The 16,710-nt window shown below is 56.9% G+C and carries 15 protein-coding genes; 3 read left to right on the forward strand and 12 right to left on the reverse strand.

Annotation, left to right across the window (positions count from 1 at the left end; translation table 11 throughout):
* Nucleotides 1–9: 9 nt before the first annotated feature.
* The 12 genes from AB4Z23_RS18985 to tssH form a co-directional block, all read right to left on the reverse strand.
* On the reverse strand, nucleotides 10–1,002 hold the full coding sequence (locus AB4Z23_RS18985) for a type VI immunity family protein (RefSeq protein ID WP_004431500.1): 993 nt from the start codon (nucleotides 1,000–1,002) through the stop codon (nucleotides 10–12).
* Nucleotides 1,003–1,011: 9 nt separating this feature from the next.
* On the reverse strand, nucleotides 1,012–2,148 hold the full coding sequence (locus AB4Z23_RS18990; protein ID WP_111803076.1) for a DUF4150 domain-containing protein: 1,137 nt from the start codon (nucleotides 2,146–2,148) through the stop codon (nucleotides 1,012–1,014).
* Nucleotides 2,145–3,212 (reverse strand): hypothetical protein, encoded by a 1,068-nt coding sequence (locus AB4Z23_RS18995; RefSeq protein ID WP_441360597.1) that lies wholly within the window; start codon nucleotides 3,210–3,212, stop codon nucleotides 2,145–2,147. Before AB4Z23_RS18995 ends, AB4Z23_RS18990 begins: the two co-directional genes overlap by 4 nt.
* Nucleotides 3,209–4,234, reverse strand: a complete 1,026-nt coding sequence (locus AB4Z23_RS19000) for a DUF2169 family type VI secretion system accessory protein (RefSeq protein ID WP_441360598.1) — start codon at nucleotides 4,232–4,234, stop codon at nucleotides 3,209–3,211. Before AB4Z23_RS19000 ends, AB4Z23_RS18995 begins: the two co-directional genes overlap by 4 nt.
* Nucleotides 4,235–4,239: 5 nt before the next feature.
* Complete coding sequence (locus tag AB4Z23_RS19005; protein ID WP_111801246.1) at nucleotides 4,240–4,488, reverse strand: hypothetical protein; 249 nt, start codon at nucleotides 4,486–4,488, stop codon at nucleotides 4,240–4,242.
* A gap of 79 nt (nucleotides 4,489–4,567) precedes the next feature.
* Nucleotides 4,568–5,731, reverse strand: coding sequence for a hypothetical protein (locus tag AB4Z23_RS19010; RefSeq protein ID WP_441360599.1), 1,164 nt, complete (start codon nucleotides 5,729–5,731; stop codon nucleotides 4,568–4,570).
* 16 nt (nucleotides 5,732–5,747) lie between these two features.
* Entirely contained in the window at nucleotides 5,748–6,893 is a 1,146-nt protein-coding gene (locus AB4Z23_RS19015; protein ID WP_141682903.1) for a hypothetical protein, read from the reverse strand.
* A gap of 8 nt (nucleotides 6,894–6,901) precedes the next feature.
* Nucleotides 6,902–9,013 carry a type VI secretion system tip protein TssI/VgrG gene (tssI, locus tag AB4Z23_RS19020; protein ID WP_441360600.1) on the reverse strand — a complete coding sequence of 704 codons (2,112 nt, stop codon included), beginning with the start codon at nucleotides 9,011–9,013 and terminating at the stop codon, nucleotides 6,902–6,904.
* Between the two features lie 13 nt (nucleotides 9,014–9,026).
* On the reverse strand, nucleotides 9,027–9,527 hold the full coding sequence (locus tag AB4Z23_RS19025) for a type VI secretion system amidase effector protein Tae4 (RefSeq protein ID WP_013760985.1): 501 nt from the start codon (nucleotides 9,525–9,527) through the stop codon (nucleotides 9,027–9,029).
* Between the two features lie 11 nt (nucleotides 9,528–9,538).
* Nucleotides 9,539–9,928, reverse strand: coding sequence for a Rap1a/Tai family immunity protein (locus AB4Z23_RS19030; protein ID WP_013760986.1), 390 nt, complete (start codon nucleotides 9,926–9,928; stop codon nucleotides 9,539–9,541).
* A 108-nt stretch (nucleotides 9,929–10,036) separates the two neighbouring features.
* Entirely contained in the window at nucleotides 10,037–10,513 is a 477-nt protein-coding gene (locus AB4Z23_RS19035) for an Hcp family type VI secretion system effector (RefSeq protein ID WP_004431488.1), read from the reverse strand.
* Between the two features lie 57 nt (nucleotides 10,514–10,570).
* Nucleotides 10,571–13,240 (reverse strand): type VI secretion system ATPase TssH, encoded by a 2,670-nt coding sequence (gene tssH, locus AB4Z23_RS19040; RefSeq protein WP_441360601.1) that lies wholly within the window; start codon nucleotides 13,238–13,240, stop codon nucleotides 10,571–10,573.
* Between the two features lie 220 nt (nucleotides 13,241–13,460).
* Between tssH and tssA the strand changes: the two genes are divergently transcribed.
* The 3 genes from tssA to tssC all read left to right on the forward strand — a co-directional run bounded on the left by tssA (nucleotide 13,461) and on the right by tssC (nucleotide 16,669).
* Nucleotides 13,461–14,516, forward strand: a complete 1,056-nt coding sequence (gene tssA, locus AB4Z23_RS19045; RefSeq protein WP_441360602.1) for a type VI secretion system protein TssA — start codon at nucleotides 13,461–13,463, stop codon at nucleotides 14,514–14,516.
* A gap of 65 nt (nucleotides 14,517–14,581) precedes the next feature.
* Nucleotides 14,582–15,091: a type VI secretion system contractile sheath small subunit gene (tssB, locus tag AB4Z23_RS19050; protein WP_013760989.1), complete on the forward strand. Its 510-nt coding sequence runs from the start codon at nucleotides 14,582–14,584 to the stop codon at nucleotides 15,089–15,091.
* 96 nt (nucleotides 15,092–15,187) lie between these two features.
* Entirely contained in the window at nucleotides 15,188–16,669 is a 1,482-nt protein-coding gene (gene tssC / locus AB4Z23_RS19055) for a type VI secretion system contractile sheath large subunit (protein WP_004431481.1), read from the forward strand.
* Nucleotides 16,670–16,710: the final 41 nt, after the last annotated feature.

The raw sequence follows: 16,710 nt of genomic DNA on the forward strand, positions 1-16,710 counted from the left end.
TTAGCAAGCTCAACGTTCACCATCGTCAAATCGATGCGTCCACCATTGCGTATACTCCATCTCGTCGACACCGTAAGGCGCTCGCAGATAGGGATAATCCCAGGCCTCGTAACGCAGGGGCTTGAGAAAATCGTTGACTGCGCGATACGCAGCAGGGACTCGCCCCTTGTTCAAGTCGCCGAGTACAGGCCGGGCACCCGCCTGGAAAACGACGCCTCCTTCGTAGGGATGGAGGACAATCTCGTCTCCCAGCACTTCTCTCGCCTTGTCGAGACCACCGACCCGCGCCAGCAGTTCATCGTTGACGGCTGTAAGCCAATTCACATCACGGATTACATCGGTGCGCTGCGAAATGATTAACCCAAAACGGATGCCATCCTCATAGAGAAGGCCGGGAAATCTACGGAACAAGGGATAGGCTTTTTCAGTTGCTCCTGCCGCATAGGAATAAAAGAAAAGCGACATCCCCGAAACGGCATAAAAGACCTGAAGATCACGGCAGGCGTCAACGAAGGAACGCACGACACCTACTGGATCTAGCGATAGTTCCGACAACCTCGTCTGGTACATCAGGTGCCCACAGCCGCCACGATACCCAATACCGGGAAGAAGCGCCGTCAAATAGTCGTGGACCGGATCGGTCGACCGCAGAGCTTGGGCAGGCATGTGTCTGATATAGAAGCCTACGGTCTCCTTCTCATCAAGGTAATTGGCTTGTGCTAGATGTCGCTCAATGTCATCTCTCGAAGACAGACGGCGCGAACGTTCACTGACCGTCAGCAGATTGGTGTTTCCTGTCGTCACATCGTAGTAACGCGCGGCCAGATCGAGTGCGGCTCGTCGTATCCGTGGTGTTTCACCACCTGCAAAATAGAAACCAGCAGTGAGGCCAAACAGCCATTGAATCGCGTTGCCCGGCGGCAAACCGATCTCGCTCAATTTCTCGAGTTCACCGCGCTCTTCGAGGATTGCCATCGTGCCGACTAGTTCATTTAAATTCATAATATTATCCTACCAGCTTGGTATCGGAGGTCGACGTCCACCAGGGAGCCTCGGGCCTGGCAACGGAAGCCAGATCGGCGGGCCATTCTCAAGGCCTTTTTTGAGCTGTCGCCATCGTTCTTCGGCCTCCCATTGACGTTCCTGTTCGCGCTGCCTCACGGATTCCTCGCAATTGTCACATTCATCCAGCACCACGAATTCCCTGTATCTAGCCCTGTGACGCAATGCGATAGCCTCATATGCGGCATTCTTCGTGGGATCATTCGGAAACTTGTCCCCCGGAAACTTCATATCGTACATATGTGTCATCTGGCCGTTCTCGACTTTCACCACATCGAGCCAGCGCGAGCCACGCACATTGAACCATCGCGTACCGCCCCAGGGCGCCCTGCGGGGAACCTTGGGAATGTCGTGTTCTTCTCCCTGCAGGATGACATTGCCGGGCGGTTTGTCCGGGAACTGATTGTTCGGATTGTTCGGGTCCCAGAATCCAAGCTCGGAAATATAGCCGTAATTGGTGCGCGGATCGCCGACCGGCATGCTGCCGCCAAGGACCGTGTTCGGGTATTGCGCCTGGATCGTCGCATCGACACAGCGCTGGTAGCGACCCGGGCTCGCCTCGTCGTCGCGGGGCAAAACCTGATCCATCCATTCAAGCCCCTCGGTAACGCTATTTCTTGGGCGATGCAGCGCATAACAGCGGCAGCCCACCTCGCAGAGATAACGTTCGGGATGGCCTTCGGGCAGGTCGGTCTTATAGCCACCGACCGAGACGGTGTTACCCTTGTTGAGGAGCATCTTGTCGGTAAGGCGCGTTACTGCGCGGCCTTGCATAAACACATTGGGAGACCAGGATAGGAAAGTCGCCTCATGCAGATGTGTGCCGGATTTGACCCCTCCTGACGAACCGGGCTCGTCACCGATCGATTTGGCGAACCGGGAGCCGCGCACGCCGTTCATCGCCCCGCCATGCGAAAACACCGTGGTGGTGCCGTCGGCAAGGTCGCGGGCAAATGCGGTATTCGTGTATGGCACAGGCACTGGCTTGGGCGGGGTCAGGCATACATCCGGCAACGTCGAGCGGACATAGCCATTCGAGTTTTTATGGCAGAGTGTAATCCCATTGATGCGGATTGTTTCCTTCATGCATCTATCCTGCCGGTTTCCTTGTCGCGCTGGACGCTCTCCACAATTGTTGCCGCTCTCAACCCGTCGCGGGAACTGGCGGACAGAAGGCTGTAGAGCAATTCCTCGCGCGCCGGTTCTGCCTTTTCTACGCGCGATCCCGGCGCAGGCCCAAGCGCAAGCGCCGCCATCACAAGCCCGCTCGCGGCCCCGAGGTCACCCAGCTGAAGCGCGGGGATTTCCGCTTTCTCGGACAGGTCTGCCATTTGCGCGGCGTTGGTCGTAATCGCATATCCGAATTCCTCGGCGCGTACGCGATCACCATTGAGATCCACAATAAATCGATCCGGAGAAAAGCCGCCTTCGAGGAGAGCCCCATAACAGCTGGCAAGGGCGCGGCCCATCAATCCGCGCTCGGGATCAACAGGGCTTTCAGGCTCTTCCATGATCGAAAGGCGCGCGATCCGGCCGAGCCGCCTATTGTCTTCCGGCCCAAGTGCCAACACAGCGGCAGCCTCGCCGGGAACCATGCCGTAGGGGTTGTCCCGGGACAGCAGTTCACCGTGATAGGTCAGACTGTCGAGCATATCCGAGTGAATATAACTGTCGACAACCGCAACAAGGACAACTCTCCCCGTTCTCCTCACGATTTCCGGACCATCCCGACCAACAAGCTGCAGGCTTTCCGCCTGTCCGCCAAAGGAAACGGAGAGGGTCTTCACCTGCGCCAGAGGGGTTTGCTGAATCCTGGCATCAAAGGCCGCGGCGACAGGTCCGTCCTCCATCCAATAGGGCAGCAGTAGAAGCATCGCATAATCCGCACTTTCCTGTCCGCGCTGCGCCAATTGCGCAAGGCAATCGCCAAGCGCGCAGGAGAGTAACTTTCGCAGCCGCTCGACATAATCCCGCTCTTCCGTCAACGGATAGACCGGCGCAAGGGTCGGTGGTCGCCCGTCCGCCATCACAAGATTGCGGTCCTTCTCGGTGAACCGTTCGCCGCGCGAATAGGCGGCAATTGCCGTTTCAAAATTTTTGCCCGCGGGGCATGTCAGGCCGGCCGCCAGAATTGAAACCGCCGCTCTCATGAGACCACCCCGGCCATTTGCCTCAATCGAAGGAAAGAGACTTCGACATCCTGGTCGCGACCGCCACATGGTACATGCGCGTTCCATACCAGATCCACGAGACGCTCATCACCGGTAATTTCAACCTGAATCAGTCTGAACCTATGCGTTAGTGTCCGGCCAGCAATACGCGTGTCCGCTTCGAGGATGCATTGCGGCAGGCGAAATTCGTAACTGCCTTCAACATGTAGCCCTTCCAACCTGACCGGCTCGCCGCCGCGTAATTCGCCCGGATAGATCTGGTCGTCGGGCACGGTCTGGTGGAATTTCTCGGAGAAATCGGAAGGCAAAAGCGGGGACCGGTATTTCATCCATGCGTCATCATAGGTGCCGGCGTGGATATACCGCGTTGCCCAGGCCGGCTGAACCGCGCCGAAACCAACCGGTTGCGAAAGCGGCCGATCGGGATCGAAGACCTGCGCAGGAGCCGCTATCTGCGGCACAGCCAGTTCAGCTCCCTCCGGCGCGCGCTCGAAATGACGGGACCAGCCCCGGCCAACCGGGTTAGCTTCGCACTCGGCCCCATCCTCATCCGCAAAGAGATCGCTTCCGCCGAGCGAACGCGTCCATGACAGTTCGACGCGGGCGGCTTTCTCTTTGTCGGCAACCTCCCAGCCACGCTTTTTTTTGATCATGCGCGCTTCACCAATGACGCTGGCCCGCTTGGTCATTGTACCGACCGCAACCGTGACATCGATACTGTCTATCGGCCTTTCATCAGGTGCAAAGGCTGAACCATGGAGAAGAATATCTGCGGCGGGCCGGAAAGGTGCGAAATCAGCATCCGCGACGAGCTCTTTCGCCTCGGCATCGCGATAGACCGGCGAGAGCCGGATAGGCTGCGGCTCAAGAAGATCAGTCATGCCATCGGGACGCGCACGAAACCGCGCACGGACGGCGACACACCAATATTCCTTACCGGCGCGGTCCCGGACGAAGTAACCGTCCGCAGAGAAAGGCGTGTTGTTGCTGACAGCCCACATGCCGGTCAGTTCAGATCGATATAGGCGGCGTCCAGTGCGATATTCTGGCGAGCCGTCTGGATAATTTTCTTGCCTTCCACCCTCACGATCCCGTCAGACCCCAATGAGATGCGGGCTTCGCCGTTACGGATCGTCAGCGTCCCGGAGCCATCGAACTCGATCATCGTCGCTAGCTTCAAAAGTGTCTCCCAAGCACCCTCTGGCAGCGGAAAAACTTCTCCCAATAGCGCTTTGCGATCAGGGATCTGATTCATATCGTGCAAACTCCCACTAAATTCACCAGATGGAAGGCCGCTCCTAAAAACAAGCGGCGCCTCCGTCGACTACGGATCTTTATTTCAGTTGATCCACCAAACCGTCCCCCATGGTACGCGTGACGAAGTCGGTATGGATCATGGTTGCAACGTCTGTAGGCGTGGCAGGAAACGCCGTGAGCGAAGCCACTGCGGCGACAACGCCTTTTCTGAAACTCAACACGGTCTTGGCACGTATCTTCTGCCCACTTCCTTGAAGAGTAACGATGTCGATGAAACCCTTATCCACATCGCCAACTTTTTCGCCGGGAACGAAGCTGACGTCCTCGTCCAGCTTAAAGCCGACCTCCGGCATGAGATTCTGCAGTTCGATTTCCACCACTTTCGCGGCGAGTTGCCGCAATTGGTCGTCAGTCGGTGACAGGTCCGACTTGGGTGTTGGAAAGATGAATAGGGACACAGCCGCGTTTCCATCCGGATCATTGGAATTTGTGAATATCGCCCCGGTATAAGACGGATTGGGATCGCTGTTCTGCGTCAGTTTTTTCCATCCGTCCGGCAGGCGTGCGGAGTAGACAGTGCCGCCGCTCGACGGCAACTTTTCCAAATGCATCGAACCTTCAATATTATCGGCCGTTTCTGTGTCGAACTTCAAAGCTCCGAAAAATTGCCCGATCTGGGGTTCGACGCGAGAGGCCTCCTCCTCTGCATAGCCGGCACGCACGATGAGCAAAGACTTATCCTTGCGCCAGACGGCGACCCTCTCACGGCGGTTGAATCCATTATCCGGCCCAAGGGCAAACACATCGCCGGCGTCACGACCATATTCCTTCATAGCGGAGACGGTAGGTGCCCATTCTTTCGCAAAGAGCCGGGCGTAATCGACACCACGGGCAACCTTTTCCGGTTTGATCTCGGCACTGATGATTTGGATTTCGAAATGATCGCGATTGGCGGGATCATAGCCGATCGTCTGCAGGGTAACATTGTCGAAAGTTTCGTACTTGTCCCATTCGGACAATGCCCGCTGCTCCTTGAACCACATGAACTTGTCGATCTTGACCGATTGAAAGTTAAGCTCCTTGGCTTCTTGAAATGTATATGGCTCCGACGCCTTCGCTGTGGTGTCGAGCGTCAAACTGCTCGTATAATCTTCAGCCATAACATCCAATCCAATTGCGGTCGTCACTAAAACCATTGCCGAAAAAGACAGTCGGCGCAGCACCAAAAATAGAGGCTTCAACGTTCGGTTCTCCGTATCATTTTCCCCGCCATTCCTTGATGAGGTCTGCGGCCTTATCAAGACCTGTCAGGCCCGCGGAGGCTTTTGCGCCACCCCCGACGCCAAAACCAAGTTTCGCGCCAACTTCAGCCCGCGCCTTGCCCTTCTTCACACCTGCTTCGGCAGATGCCTCAGCCTGAGCACCAACAGCGCCCTGAAGCTCACCGCCGACGCAAACACCTATATCCCACTTGTCTTCGATAAGCTGATTGTGCTCTTCGAACAGCCAGTTCCATGCTTTGATGACAGGATTACCAACTCGGGTTGGTGTCAGGCACAGTTCTCCGTTAACTGACCCTTCAATGACGTTCGCCTTGGCGGCAAGCTTCAATGTCCCGGTTATCTCTTCAGGATTACCGACAAAAGCAATCTCGCCCTCGAGCTCTCCTTTCAGCACAGCACCTTTCGCAGCCCCGGAGATGACTTGATCCTTTAGAACTTCGACTTTGCCCTGAGCCGCAGCAGCACTGGCTTTCGCACTTAATTTGGCGTCAACACCGCCTTTGGTCAGGGAAAATCCGGCCTTTCCATCACCCTCCAGTGCACCGAGCTTATATTCTCCTGAAGCCCAATCCTTTGCCGGATCCCCAAAACTGTCTCCGGCGAGTTTTTTATCTGCTTTCCACCATGTATACTCGGCAACCTGGAAATTGCGTTCCTTCCATTTGCCGCGCCAGTCAGTGTCGTGATCGGTCTTCCCGTCCGGATTGCGACGCGTGTAGCCCGAAGCAAGATACTCCCTGACGCCCCTTTGGTATTTTTTGCCAATGCCGGCATCCTTGTAGTCCTTGCTCAGTTCGCCAAACTTCCAGGCACTTTCCTTCGTCTCGTTTTCACGTTCTTTCTGAGGAAGAAGTTTGTTTGCGCTGGAAGATCGTCCAAACAACACCGTCTCGTTCACTGCGGGTATGTATTCGCACAGTCCACCATTAGAATTGAACGTTGGCTGAGGTGTATCTAGGCGATATGGCGGCCTTATCCTCGGCGACTCCGGAAAAAACGGGTGACGCTTGAATGTCGACAGATCGGTTTTCAACATATCCAAGACATTATCGTCGTCGTATGCAGCAAACGGAACACCCAGCATGCGAGATGGAGGTAATCCTGACGGTTTCTCAGCCATGGCCCCACTCAATTCTGCGTAATCTGATCAGCTTCGAAATGAATGTGCTTTCCTTTAATCACGATATGCCCCTCGCGCGACATCGTGAGCATCGACTTCTCTCCAACTTTTATCGTCAATTGTTCGCCTACCCGGATGTTCATGATGCGCCCGATATCTGTATCTGAACGGCCCCGAACGATGATGCTGTGTGATTTGCCGACCGTGGTTTGATAGGTATGTCCGACAACCGTCGATTTTGCCCCGCCGACAACCTCCGAGGAGCCGATACCGACGACCTGCGAATGATTTTTCTCTACGAAGAGCTGGAAATTCCCTTTCGCGAAATTGAAGGGGTCCGGGATCTTCAGTTTTCCCAACGCAGCTCCAACCTTGTCGAAGACGAGCTTCGTCTTGTCTCTCAAAAGGTTTGAGAGGGCATTTTCGCCTACCGCGATCGACATGTTGCCCGCAATAACCTCGTCATGGTCGCCGCCAACTTCCGTCGATTTATCGTTGGCCACGAGTTCCGATTTATCGCGCCCTACACGCTTGGAATAATCGTTCAGAATTTCAAAATTCGTGTCTTTCTGGGCGTGGAGAAATATCTCCTCCTGGTCCGCTTCGTCCTCAAACCGCAATTCGTTGAAGCCGGACCCTTTATGCGTATTGGTGCGGAACGTGCTGCGCGTCTTGTGCGCGGGCAACTCATACGGCACCGTCTGACGCGCGTTCGGCACCACGCCGGTCACCAGTGGCCGGTCCGGATCGCCATCCACAAATGCAACCATCACTTCCATGCCGATGCGCGGGATGATCTGGCCGCCCCAGGTGGAGCCCGCCCAGTTCTGCGCAACCCGCACCCAGCACGTATCCGTGCCATCCTTCTTCGCCTTACGATCCCAAGGGAACCACAGCTTGATGCGGCCATATTGATCGGGATGGATTTCCTCACCCTCGGGGCCAGCGACGATTGCCACCTGCGTGCCTTCGATGCGTGGGCGCTTCGTCGTCCGGTGCGGCGTTAAGGGAACGCGGGCCGGAATTGCCTCGAAGTGGTTGCGATACTCAGGCTCGTTACTGTTTGTCTCATAGGAGAGATCGACGATGCTGTGGCTTGCCCTGATGATCACATGCTCTTCATAGGCATGTTCGGGATGGGCAACCTCGTAAGGCGTAAAGCGACGGCCGGGTTCGAGAATGCGTGAGGTGGACGATCCGAACACCCGGTCGTGATCGGCCTCGATCGCCTGGGTGCGCAGTTTCTGCGCCCGTTCCGCTTCTTCCACCGTCTTGATGCGGGCCGGATATTCGTAGAGCTCGCGCTTCGTCGCGTCCGGCATTTGCACCAGAGACGGCGTCATCGTGCGAGGCACCATGCCCGGCGTCTCGAAATTCCAGTCCGCGCCCGCCCGCTGGCCGGAGACATAGGAGAACCGCCGTGCCCAGTCATTGATGTGGTTGCGGTCCGACGAGCCCTGCGCCAGCCGCACAGTTCCCTCCCCCTGGGCAGCCGGAGACGGCCCGAGCCAGCCGCTGGCGCTGTCGGCCACATACAGCTTGTGGCTGCCACCCTCGTGGCTGAACCAGTAGAACAGGCCGTCCTCTTCGAAACGGCGGGTGAGATAATCCAGATCGGTCTCGTTAAACTGCACGCTGTAGTGCTGTGCAGGCGGCGGCGAGATGATGCCTGACGTATCGGGAGCAGGAATTCCGTGTTCGGAAAACAGCGTCTCAACGATATCGACCGCCGTCTTGTCAATCCAGATGCGGCAATCGGAACGCCGCGAAAGCAACCACATCTGTGGCCGGATGGTCATCGAGTAAGAGCGCAACCCACGCGTGATCGGAGGACCTTCATGAAGCTCTGTTACAAGGCCGTTAAAGGGACGGCGAACACCGCCGCCCTCACCCTCGCCCTGGCTGATCTCGAGCGAAACATCGACCAGCCGCCCGATCAGTTCCTCGGGCTTAACCGCCTCCTTCTTGGCACGCACCGTCAGGCGAATATCAAAGAGCTGCGATACGCCTTCCTCGACCGTCAGACGCTCCGGCAAAAGCTGATCCTCTCCCAAAGGCGACTTGACCTTGAGGACGCGGCTTGCCTGAACGAAATCAGAAAGTGACGACTGGTCGTTCATGGAACACTCCTAATCAGGACCCGCGGCTGGACTGAAGTGGCCAGAACCAGATCGTTTCCGAATTGTAGTAGCAGGCCGACGCGCATTGGGTGGCCTCTGAGCCACCCCGCACAAGATCGATATGGCCGCCTCCGGTGTAACCAGGGATATTGTTGAACGCCACAACACCGTTACGGGCACCGATGCCATTACGCGCTGTCGCGGGGGTAAACGGTTCGGGCTCGCCTAGATAGCTCGTCCGTTTCACCAGATTTGCGAGGCGGCGCATGTTCACCTCAATGCCCTTGCCCGCATATGGACCTTTCTGGATGCGATGCGAGGCTGGCACGATGTTGATCCCCGATTTCACGAAAGCGATGCTGACGCGGATGGCACAGGTATTGTGGTAGTTCGGGTTACCGATAAAATCATCCCAGCCTATTTCCGTGAAAAGATCACGCTGGCTGACATAGTTCGGGTGCGACGGGTCGCTGCTCGGATAATTCTTATAAAGAGTGTCAAAGTTAACGCGCATGGTTCGTCCCACTAGTTACTTTTCTGCTCACAGGGAAAGGAGACCTTGAGCGCCTCCCGCACGAGAGTGGCTGCCTGTTCATCCAGTTTTTCCGCAGGAAGATCGCCGAGATAGGTGTAGATCCGGTCATTGAGTTCATGGGGCGCCACGGCGCCTGCACCACACCAGTCCGATCCGCTCGTCAGATCGGCCACGCCAGCGATATAGGCGCTTGATTTTGCAACGGAAACCAGCCGCCGCATTTCCGGATCGGACACCTCCGGGGCAAGCTTACCCTCGATGGCCTGCTTGAGTTCGGCACCAGAGAATATCCATGTCCGCTCCGCCGCACCGACCGGCGAAAGACCGGAAGATGCCAGAACAACCGGCACGGAAACAAAAAACGCATATAGGGAGCGCATCAAAAAACCACCTAGACCAAACTCGACGTGAAACATCACGACGTGAGCTGCAAAACTGCATTGAAAACGTTCCGGTGCCGGCAACGCCGGCACCGGGTCGCGTCACGATCAGGCAGCCTTCGTCGTCGCCAGATCGTAGGAGGCGATCATCGGAGACTGCGGCGAGTTGTTGTCGTCGAACGGCGTGTACTTCACTTCCATCTTCGTGAAGTTGAGCTTGACGGTTTCCACCGGACGGTCACCGCTGGAATCCACCGAGTAGCTGGCGATAAGCGTGTTTGTCAGCAGATACTCGATATAGGTGTTGCCGGGATTACCCGTGGTCACCAGATGAATGGTTGCGAGCTTGCCGGTCCGGCCGGCGCAGGCTTCCTGGAAAAGCTTGGTGGAAGAAGAATCGCTAACCTTGGTCAGAATGACTTCCGAAATGGTCGGTTCGGATGCCTCGCGGTTTGCAGCAGAACCAGCAGAGGTGTTCATGTTGCGGGCCACGTTCCAGTGAATGGCTTCAATATCCATCCACTTGCGATGTTCTTCATGGGTGGCGTCGCCCTGGATACCGTCAATCTGCAGATAAATTGGCATGCTGTAAGCTCCTGTAGCTAAAATGACCTCTTGCTCCGAGGCCGAGTTACCCTTCGTTTAATGCCGCATGCGTCGGGTAGCCCCATCCGACGCGGCAACTTTATCCACCCCAACCTCTTCGGTTACGGCGAATTCATCTGCTTCCCCAGCCTCTTCGGCACGAATGCCGAACCCGTTTTCACCAAAATCGACAACAATGTTCCCGACACGCTCTCCCGCGATTACCTTTTCGAGGAAAAAGCTGGAAAGAGGCGGCAGGAGGTCCTTGCCGATCATGATTTCAATGGCGCGTGCGCCAATCTCACTTGCACCGGCGCGCGCCACCAGGGCATCTCGCGCCACATTGGACAGGGTCAGGCCGGTGCCATATGTTGCGAACACACGTTCCCTGATCTTGCCAATCTGCATATCCACGATCCTTGCAAGCGCCTCCGTACCAAGCGGCATGAAGGGAAGAATGATCGTGCGCCCGAGGAACGCGGGCTTGAACTGTTTGGTAAGCTCCGGCATCAGAAGCGCTTCCAGCGCTTCGCCTTCCGGCATCGTGTCGGGATCGGCCGACAGCGCCGAGAGCAACTCCGAGCCTGTATTGGCCGTCATGAAGATAGTGGTGTTCTTGAAATCCACGTCGCGGCCTTCGCCATCACGCAACACGCCCTTGTCAAACACCTGATAGAAAATGTCCTGGACGCCGGGGTGAGCCTTGTCGATCTCATCCAAGAGCAGAACGCCGAACGGCCGACGGCGCACCGCTTCAGTCAACACGCCGCCTTCGCCGAAACCGACATAGCCGGGCGGCGAACCGAGAAGCAGCGAAACCTTATGCTCTTCCTTGAACTCCGACATGTTGATCGTCGTCAGATGGCTGTTGCCGCCGTAGAGCATATCGGCGAGCGACAGCGCGGTTTCGGTCTTTCCTGTTCCGGACATGCCAACAAGGAAAAAAACGGCCGGCGGGCGGCGCGGATCGGATAATCCGGCCCGCGCAGTGCGCATGGCATCGGCAATCCGTGCAATTGCAGCATCCTGCCCCACCACCCGCTGCCGCATACGCGCATCGAGTGTCCGGGCACTTTCGATCTGGTCCGCCAGAAGTTTGCCAAGTGGAATTCCGGTCCATCGCGAAACGACGGCGGCGATCGCCTCACGATCAACGACCGTCGGGACAAGTCTCTCGGCATTTGCCGGTTTTGCCTTAACCGCAGGCCGCAGGGGAGAGACATTGGAAACATCGCCTTCAACCGGCTGCTCTTCGCTTAGCTCAGCCATCTCCGCGTCGTAACGGCTGCGCAGATCATCGATCCCACTCTCAAGCTTTTCGACTTCGCCCCGTATCGACTGGATACGGCTGTCAATCTCGCCATCCTGCGGTTCACGCAGAAGCCAGTTCAACTCATCGGTGAGAAGGCGCCGCTCGCTTTCCATAGCGCGCAGCCGCTCCGGCTCGGTCTGCCGTGCCAGTGAGACGGCAGCCGCGGCCGTATCGAGAAGGCTGACGGCCTTGTCCGGCAACTGCCGCGCGGGCATGTAGCGTGCGGATAATTGCACCGCGGCCACGACCGCCTCGTCACGAACGACAACGTTGTGATGGCTGACGAAGCTGTCAGCGACACCGCGCAACATACGTATGGCGGTCGTCTCATCCGGCTCGCGCACATGTACAGGCTGGAAACGACGGGTCAGCGCCGCATCCTTTTCGAAATACTTCTTGTATTCGCTCCAGGTCGTCGCCGCGACGGTGCGCACTTCACCCCGCGCCAGAGCGGGCTTGAGAATATTGGCCGCATCGCCCTGCCCGGCCGCACCACCCGCACCAACGAGACCGTGGGCCTCATCGATAAACAGGATGACCGGTTCGGTAGAACGTTTGACCGCATCGATTACGCCATGAAGGCGGCGCTCAAACTCACCCTTAACGCCGGCACCGGCCTGAAGTAGCGAAATATCGAGGTTCAGCAGGCGGACATTGCGCAACTTTTCCGGAACGTTGCCAGACGCGATTTCCAGCGCCAGCGCCTCGGCAACCGCCGTTTTGCCAACCCCCGCCTCACCTACCAGGATGGGATTGTTCTGTCGGCGGCGCGTTAGAATATCAACGAGCTGGCGTAACTCATCATCGCGGCCGATAACAGGATCAACCTTGCCATTGCGGGCATCTGCGGTCATGTCCTGGGTGTAAAGGCGCAAGAAATCATTCTGGCCTGCAGACTGTCCTGTCCCTGCCTGCCCTGAGCCTGCCAGCGCGGAAGGAACATCCACGCCTGCGCCATTTTCAGTCGAGTTGCGAAGACGCTCAAGCGCGGTGCGATCCATCGCCTTGAGAGAAGGAAATGCCGAGCGGACGAAAGAGCGAAGTGAGGTTTCCTCATCCATCGCCAACAGAAGATCGCAAAGCGTAACACGGTCGCGGCCAGCCTCCAGCGATGCGAGAATCCATGCCTCCCGGGCCGCCGTGAGGATGTTCTGGGAGAGCGACAATGCCTCTCCGTCGCCGATGATGGACTCCTCCAGACTGCGGCTGATTTCAGCCTGCAATACCGGAAGTGGAATTTTTAATTCCTCGAATGTTTTCGCATAGATGCCGGAGTCCACAACCGCAAGCAGCCAATGCGGGATATCCACGTATCTGTGCCCCATGCGCACCGCAACAGAAGCCGCAGCCTCAAGGGTAACACGCAGGTCTGGCTCAAGCGCTCCAACAAGGCGGTTGAGATCGATATGCGACATGCAATGAGCCTCCTGCCCGGGTTCATTCCACAACGTGACGTGGAGTAAATATGATGATGAAACCAACTTGTCCACCCCGAAGTTGATTTTTTGTCAGATGAGATTATCCACTAGATGCCACAATTTAGACACATTTAGAATAAGTCTGTCTTATGAATAGCCTTACGTAAGGGAAGTAACTACAAAAAATCCATTACTATTTCTCGGAGATAGACTGCCGTTGAACGCGCCGAACGTTAAAACAGATATAGAATTTCTGAATGACTGCGGAGAAAATATCCGGGTCGACGCAAGAACGCGTGAAATATACTATAGAATTAAGGATGAAAGAAACCAAGCTCGTACAGAAGAGCGCGCCGCTTCTCCGCAGGATAACCTGAAAATATCCAGTAGCTGGGATAATGTCAGCAATCTTGGATTGCAGATTATATATTCCGAAAGCAAGGATGTTGAAATATTGGCGTGGCTTGCGGAAGCATCGCTGCGCCTGCGCGGCTTTCATGGTCTGCGCGAAATCTACGACCTCGGCAAAGAGCTGTTTTACAACCACTGGGACTCGCTGCGGTCAATCAGCGACGATAATGACGAAGAAAAATTTGCACCTTTAGCGGGATTGAACGGTGTCGGCAGCGAAGGAACGCTTGTTCAGCCTTTGCGCCTCGCCTCATTGATCCCAGGCGGCAAATTTGGCGAACACAGCCTATGGGACTTTCAACTCGCGCAGCGCCCAAATGAGAGCAAACGTCGCGAAGAGCTATATCGGCTTGCGTCTGAAACTGGCGTTGCCGCCATGTCATCCCAGTTGGCAGAGGTGACTGCGTGCCTCTCCTCGTTTGATGCCATCATGGCCATCCTTGCCGAGCGCTGCGGGCAATCCGCACCACCGAGTTCCCATATCCGCAACACGCTGGTCGAAGCAGCGTCTGCAATTCGCTCGCTCGGCGGGCGTGACCAGGAGCCGGCATCCGTCGAACAGGAACCTGTGGGCATCAGCGGTTCAGACGAGAGCGGGCCGGCGGCCGCGCGGCCCGCCGTGACCGCACCGGAAGGCATATTATCGCGCGACGAAGCATTTGAAACTCTTCTCTCGGTTGCGCGTTACTTCCGCCGTACCGAGCCGCATTCACCGATCTCCCTTGCCATAGAGACACTGGTGCGCAGGGGACGCATGGATTTTTCGGAACTGCTGGCCGAGCTTTTGCCGGAAGCCCAGGTTCGCAACGCAGTCTTAACCGCCGCCGGCATCAAGCCAAGCGGAGAGAGCAACGGAAAATAGAAAGCGCGGAGCGCGACGCCGCTCCGTAACAGTCGTCTGTGCCAAGGGGCACCAAGGAGGTTGAAATGGCAAGTGTACATGAGAAGCTGGAGCGTGTTCGCAAACCACGCGTTCACATCAAATACGAAGTCGAAACCGAAGGCGCGATGGTAGTCAAGGAACTGCCTTTCGTGGTCGGTGTGCTCGGTGATTTCTCCGGCAATCCCACCCAGCCGCTCAAGCCGTTCGGGGAGCGTAAATTCGTTCAGATCGACCGCGACAATTTCGACGAAGTCATGCGGCGCATGACGCCCGGCCTCAATATTTCCGTTGCCAATACGCTGCAAAAGGATGGCACGGACATGCAGGTCAACCTGAAGTTCGAAAGTATGGATGATTTCGAACCCGGCGCTGTCGTGCAGCAGGTTCCGGCGCTCAAGGCGCTTTTGGATGCCCGCAACGAACTGCGCGACCTTCTTTCCAAGGCCGACCGTTCGGAAGATCTGGAGCGGATGCTGGAGGATATTCTGCAAAACAAGACCGACCTCGCAACGCTGGTTTCCGAACTCAAGGAAAAGAACGGCGCGAACGAATAATCGCCTGTGTGGAGGAAAATCTCCTCGAACGGCCCCGCTTGGGGCTTCTAACTGTTCAAGCGGCATTTTCAAAGCCGCATGTGGAAGGACTGAAACATGAGCGCTGAGAGCCTGCTGAAAAATGAAGCACAGGCAACGACCGCCGAAGATCAGGGACTGCTGTCCAAGGTGGTTGCCGCTACCCGTCAAACCGAACCGGACCGCGCGCAGAACCTCCTGCGTACGCTGACCGATCAAGCACTGAAGGGGACGGTAAAATATGATCGCAACCTCACCGTCACCCTTAACCACGCGATCGCGGAGCTGGACCGCACGATTTCCGAACAGCTCGCCGCTATCATGCAGGCGCCCGAATTCGCCAAGCTTGAGGGCACCTGGCGCGGGTTGAACTATCTCGTCAAGAACTCCGAAACGAGCGTCAACCTCAAGATCCGCGTCATGAATGCCGGCAAGCGTGAACTGGCGCGCGATCTCGAAAAAGCCGTCGAATTCGATCAGTCCCGCCTCTTCAAGGCGATCTATGAAGACGAATTCGGCACCCCCGGCGGCGAACCGCTCGGCGCCATTATCGGCGATTACGAATTCGACAATTCCTTCGATGACGTCCAGCTGCTGCAAGGCGTCTCATCGATCGCGGCGGCAGCCTTCGCGCCATTCATCTCTGCTGCCAGCCCGCACATGTTCGGTTTCGAGGACTATCGCGATCTCGCCCGTCCGCGCGATCTGGAAAAGATTTTCGACACGGTCGAATATGCCAAGTGGCGCAGCTTCCGCGAAAGTGACGATTCCCGTTTCGTCACGCTCGCTCTTCCGCGTGTGCTGGCGCGTATGCCCTACGGCCCGAAAACCAACCCGATCGATGACTTCGCCTATGACGAAACCAAGGGTGCGGTGAATGGTGACCTTGAGCATGACGAATATTGCTGGATGAACGCTGCATACGTGATGGGCACCAAGCTGACCGATGCCTTCGCAAAAAGCGGTTGGTGTACGGCTATCCGAGGGGCTGAAAACGGCGGCAAGGTGGAAAACCTGCCCATGCATGTCTTCTCCAGCGATGACGGCGACCTGGATCTGAAATGCCCGACCGAAGTCGGCATTACCGACCGCCGCGACGCCGAACTCGGCAAACTCGGCTTTCTGCCGCTGTGCCACTATAAGAACACGGACTATGCGGTGTTCTTCGGCGCCCAGACCGCGCACAAGCCGAAGCTCTACGACAAGCCGGAAGCAACGGCCAACGCCGCCGTTTCGGCACGTCTGCCCTACATCATGGCCACGTCGCGTTTCGCGCATTATCTCAAGGTCATGGGGCGCGACAAGATCGGCTCCTTCATGGAAGCGTCCGATTGCGAAGTCTGGCTCAATCGCTGGATCGCCAACTACGTCAACGCCAATGACGAGGCGGGTGAGGAAAGCCGCGCCAAATATCCGCTGCGCGATGCCAAGGTGACCGTGCAGGAAGTGCCCGGCAAACCCGGCGCCTACAATGCGGTCGCATGGATGCGGCCCTGGTTGCAGATGGAAGAACTGACGACCTCGCTGCGCATGGTCGCCCGTATTCCGTCGAAGAACTGAGCCTGGTGCGGGGTGCTCAGCCACCCCGGCCCCGTTCATCA

This window comes from Agrobacterium sp. MCAB5, assembly GCF_052114365.1.
Taxonomy (GTDB): domain Bacteria; phylum Pseudomonadota; class Alphaproteobacteria; order Rhizobiales; family Rhizobiaceae; genus Agrobacterium; species Agrobacterium tumefaciens.

Coding starts and splice junctions, on each gene's coding strand:
- tssB (WP_013760989.1), top strand. CDS start 14,582: ATGGCAAGTGTACATGAGAAGCTGGAGCGTGTTCGCAAACCACGCGTT.
- tssH (WP_441360601.1), bottom strand. CDS start 13,240: ATGTCGCATATCGATCTCAACCGCCTTGTTGGAGCGCTTGAGCCAGAC.
- AB4Z23_RS18995 (WP_441360597.1), bottom strand. CDS start 3,212: ATGAGAGCGGCGGTTTCAATTCTGGCGGCCGGCCTGACATGCCCCGCG.
- AB4Z23_RS19025 (WP_013760985.1), bottom strand. CDS start 9,527: ATGCGCGTTAACTTTGACACTCTTTATAAGAATTATCCGAGCAGCGAC.
- tssI (WP_441360600.1), bottom strand. CDS start 9,013: ATGAACGACCAGTCGTCACTTTCTGATTTCGTTCAGGCAAGCCGCGTC.
- AB4Z23_RS19035 (WP_004431488.1), bottom strand. CDS start 10,513: ATGCCAATTTATCTGCAGATTGACGGTATCCAGGGCGACGCCACCCAT.
- AB4Z23_RS19030 (WP_013760986.1), bottom strand. CDS start 9,928: ATGCGCTCCCTATATGCGTTTTTTGTTTCCGTGCCGGTTGTTCTGGCA.
- AB4Z23_RS19015 (WP_141682903.1), bottom strand. CDS start 6,893: ATGGCTGAGAAACCGTCAGGATTACCTCCATCTCGCATGCTGGGTGTT.
- AB4Z23_RS18985 (WP_004431500.1), bottom strand. CDS start 1,002: ATGAATTTAAATGAACTAGTCGGCACGATGGCAATCCTCGAAGAGCGC.
- AB4Z23_RS19005 (WP_111801246.1), bottom strand. CDS start 4,488: ATGAATCAGATCCCTGATCGCAAAGCGCTATTGGGAGAAGTTTTTCCG.
- AB4Z23_RS18990 (WP_111803076.1), bottom strand. CDS start 2,148: ATGAAGGAAACAATCCGCATCAATGGGATTACACTCTGCCATAAAAAC.
- tssC (WP_004431481.1), top strand. CDS start 15,188: ATGAGCGCTGAGAGCCTGCTGAAAAATGAAGCACAGGCAACGACCGCC.
- AB4Z23_RS19000 (WP_441360598.1), bottom strand. CDS start 4,234: ATGTGGGCTGTCAGCAACAACACGCCTTTCTCTGCGGACGGTTACTTC.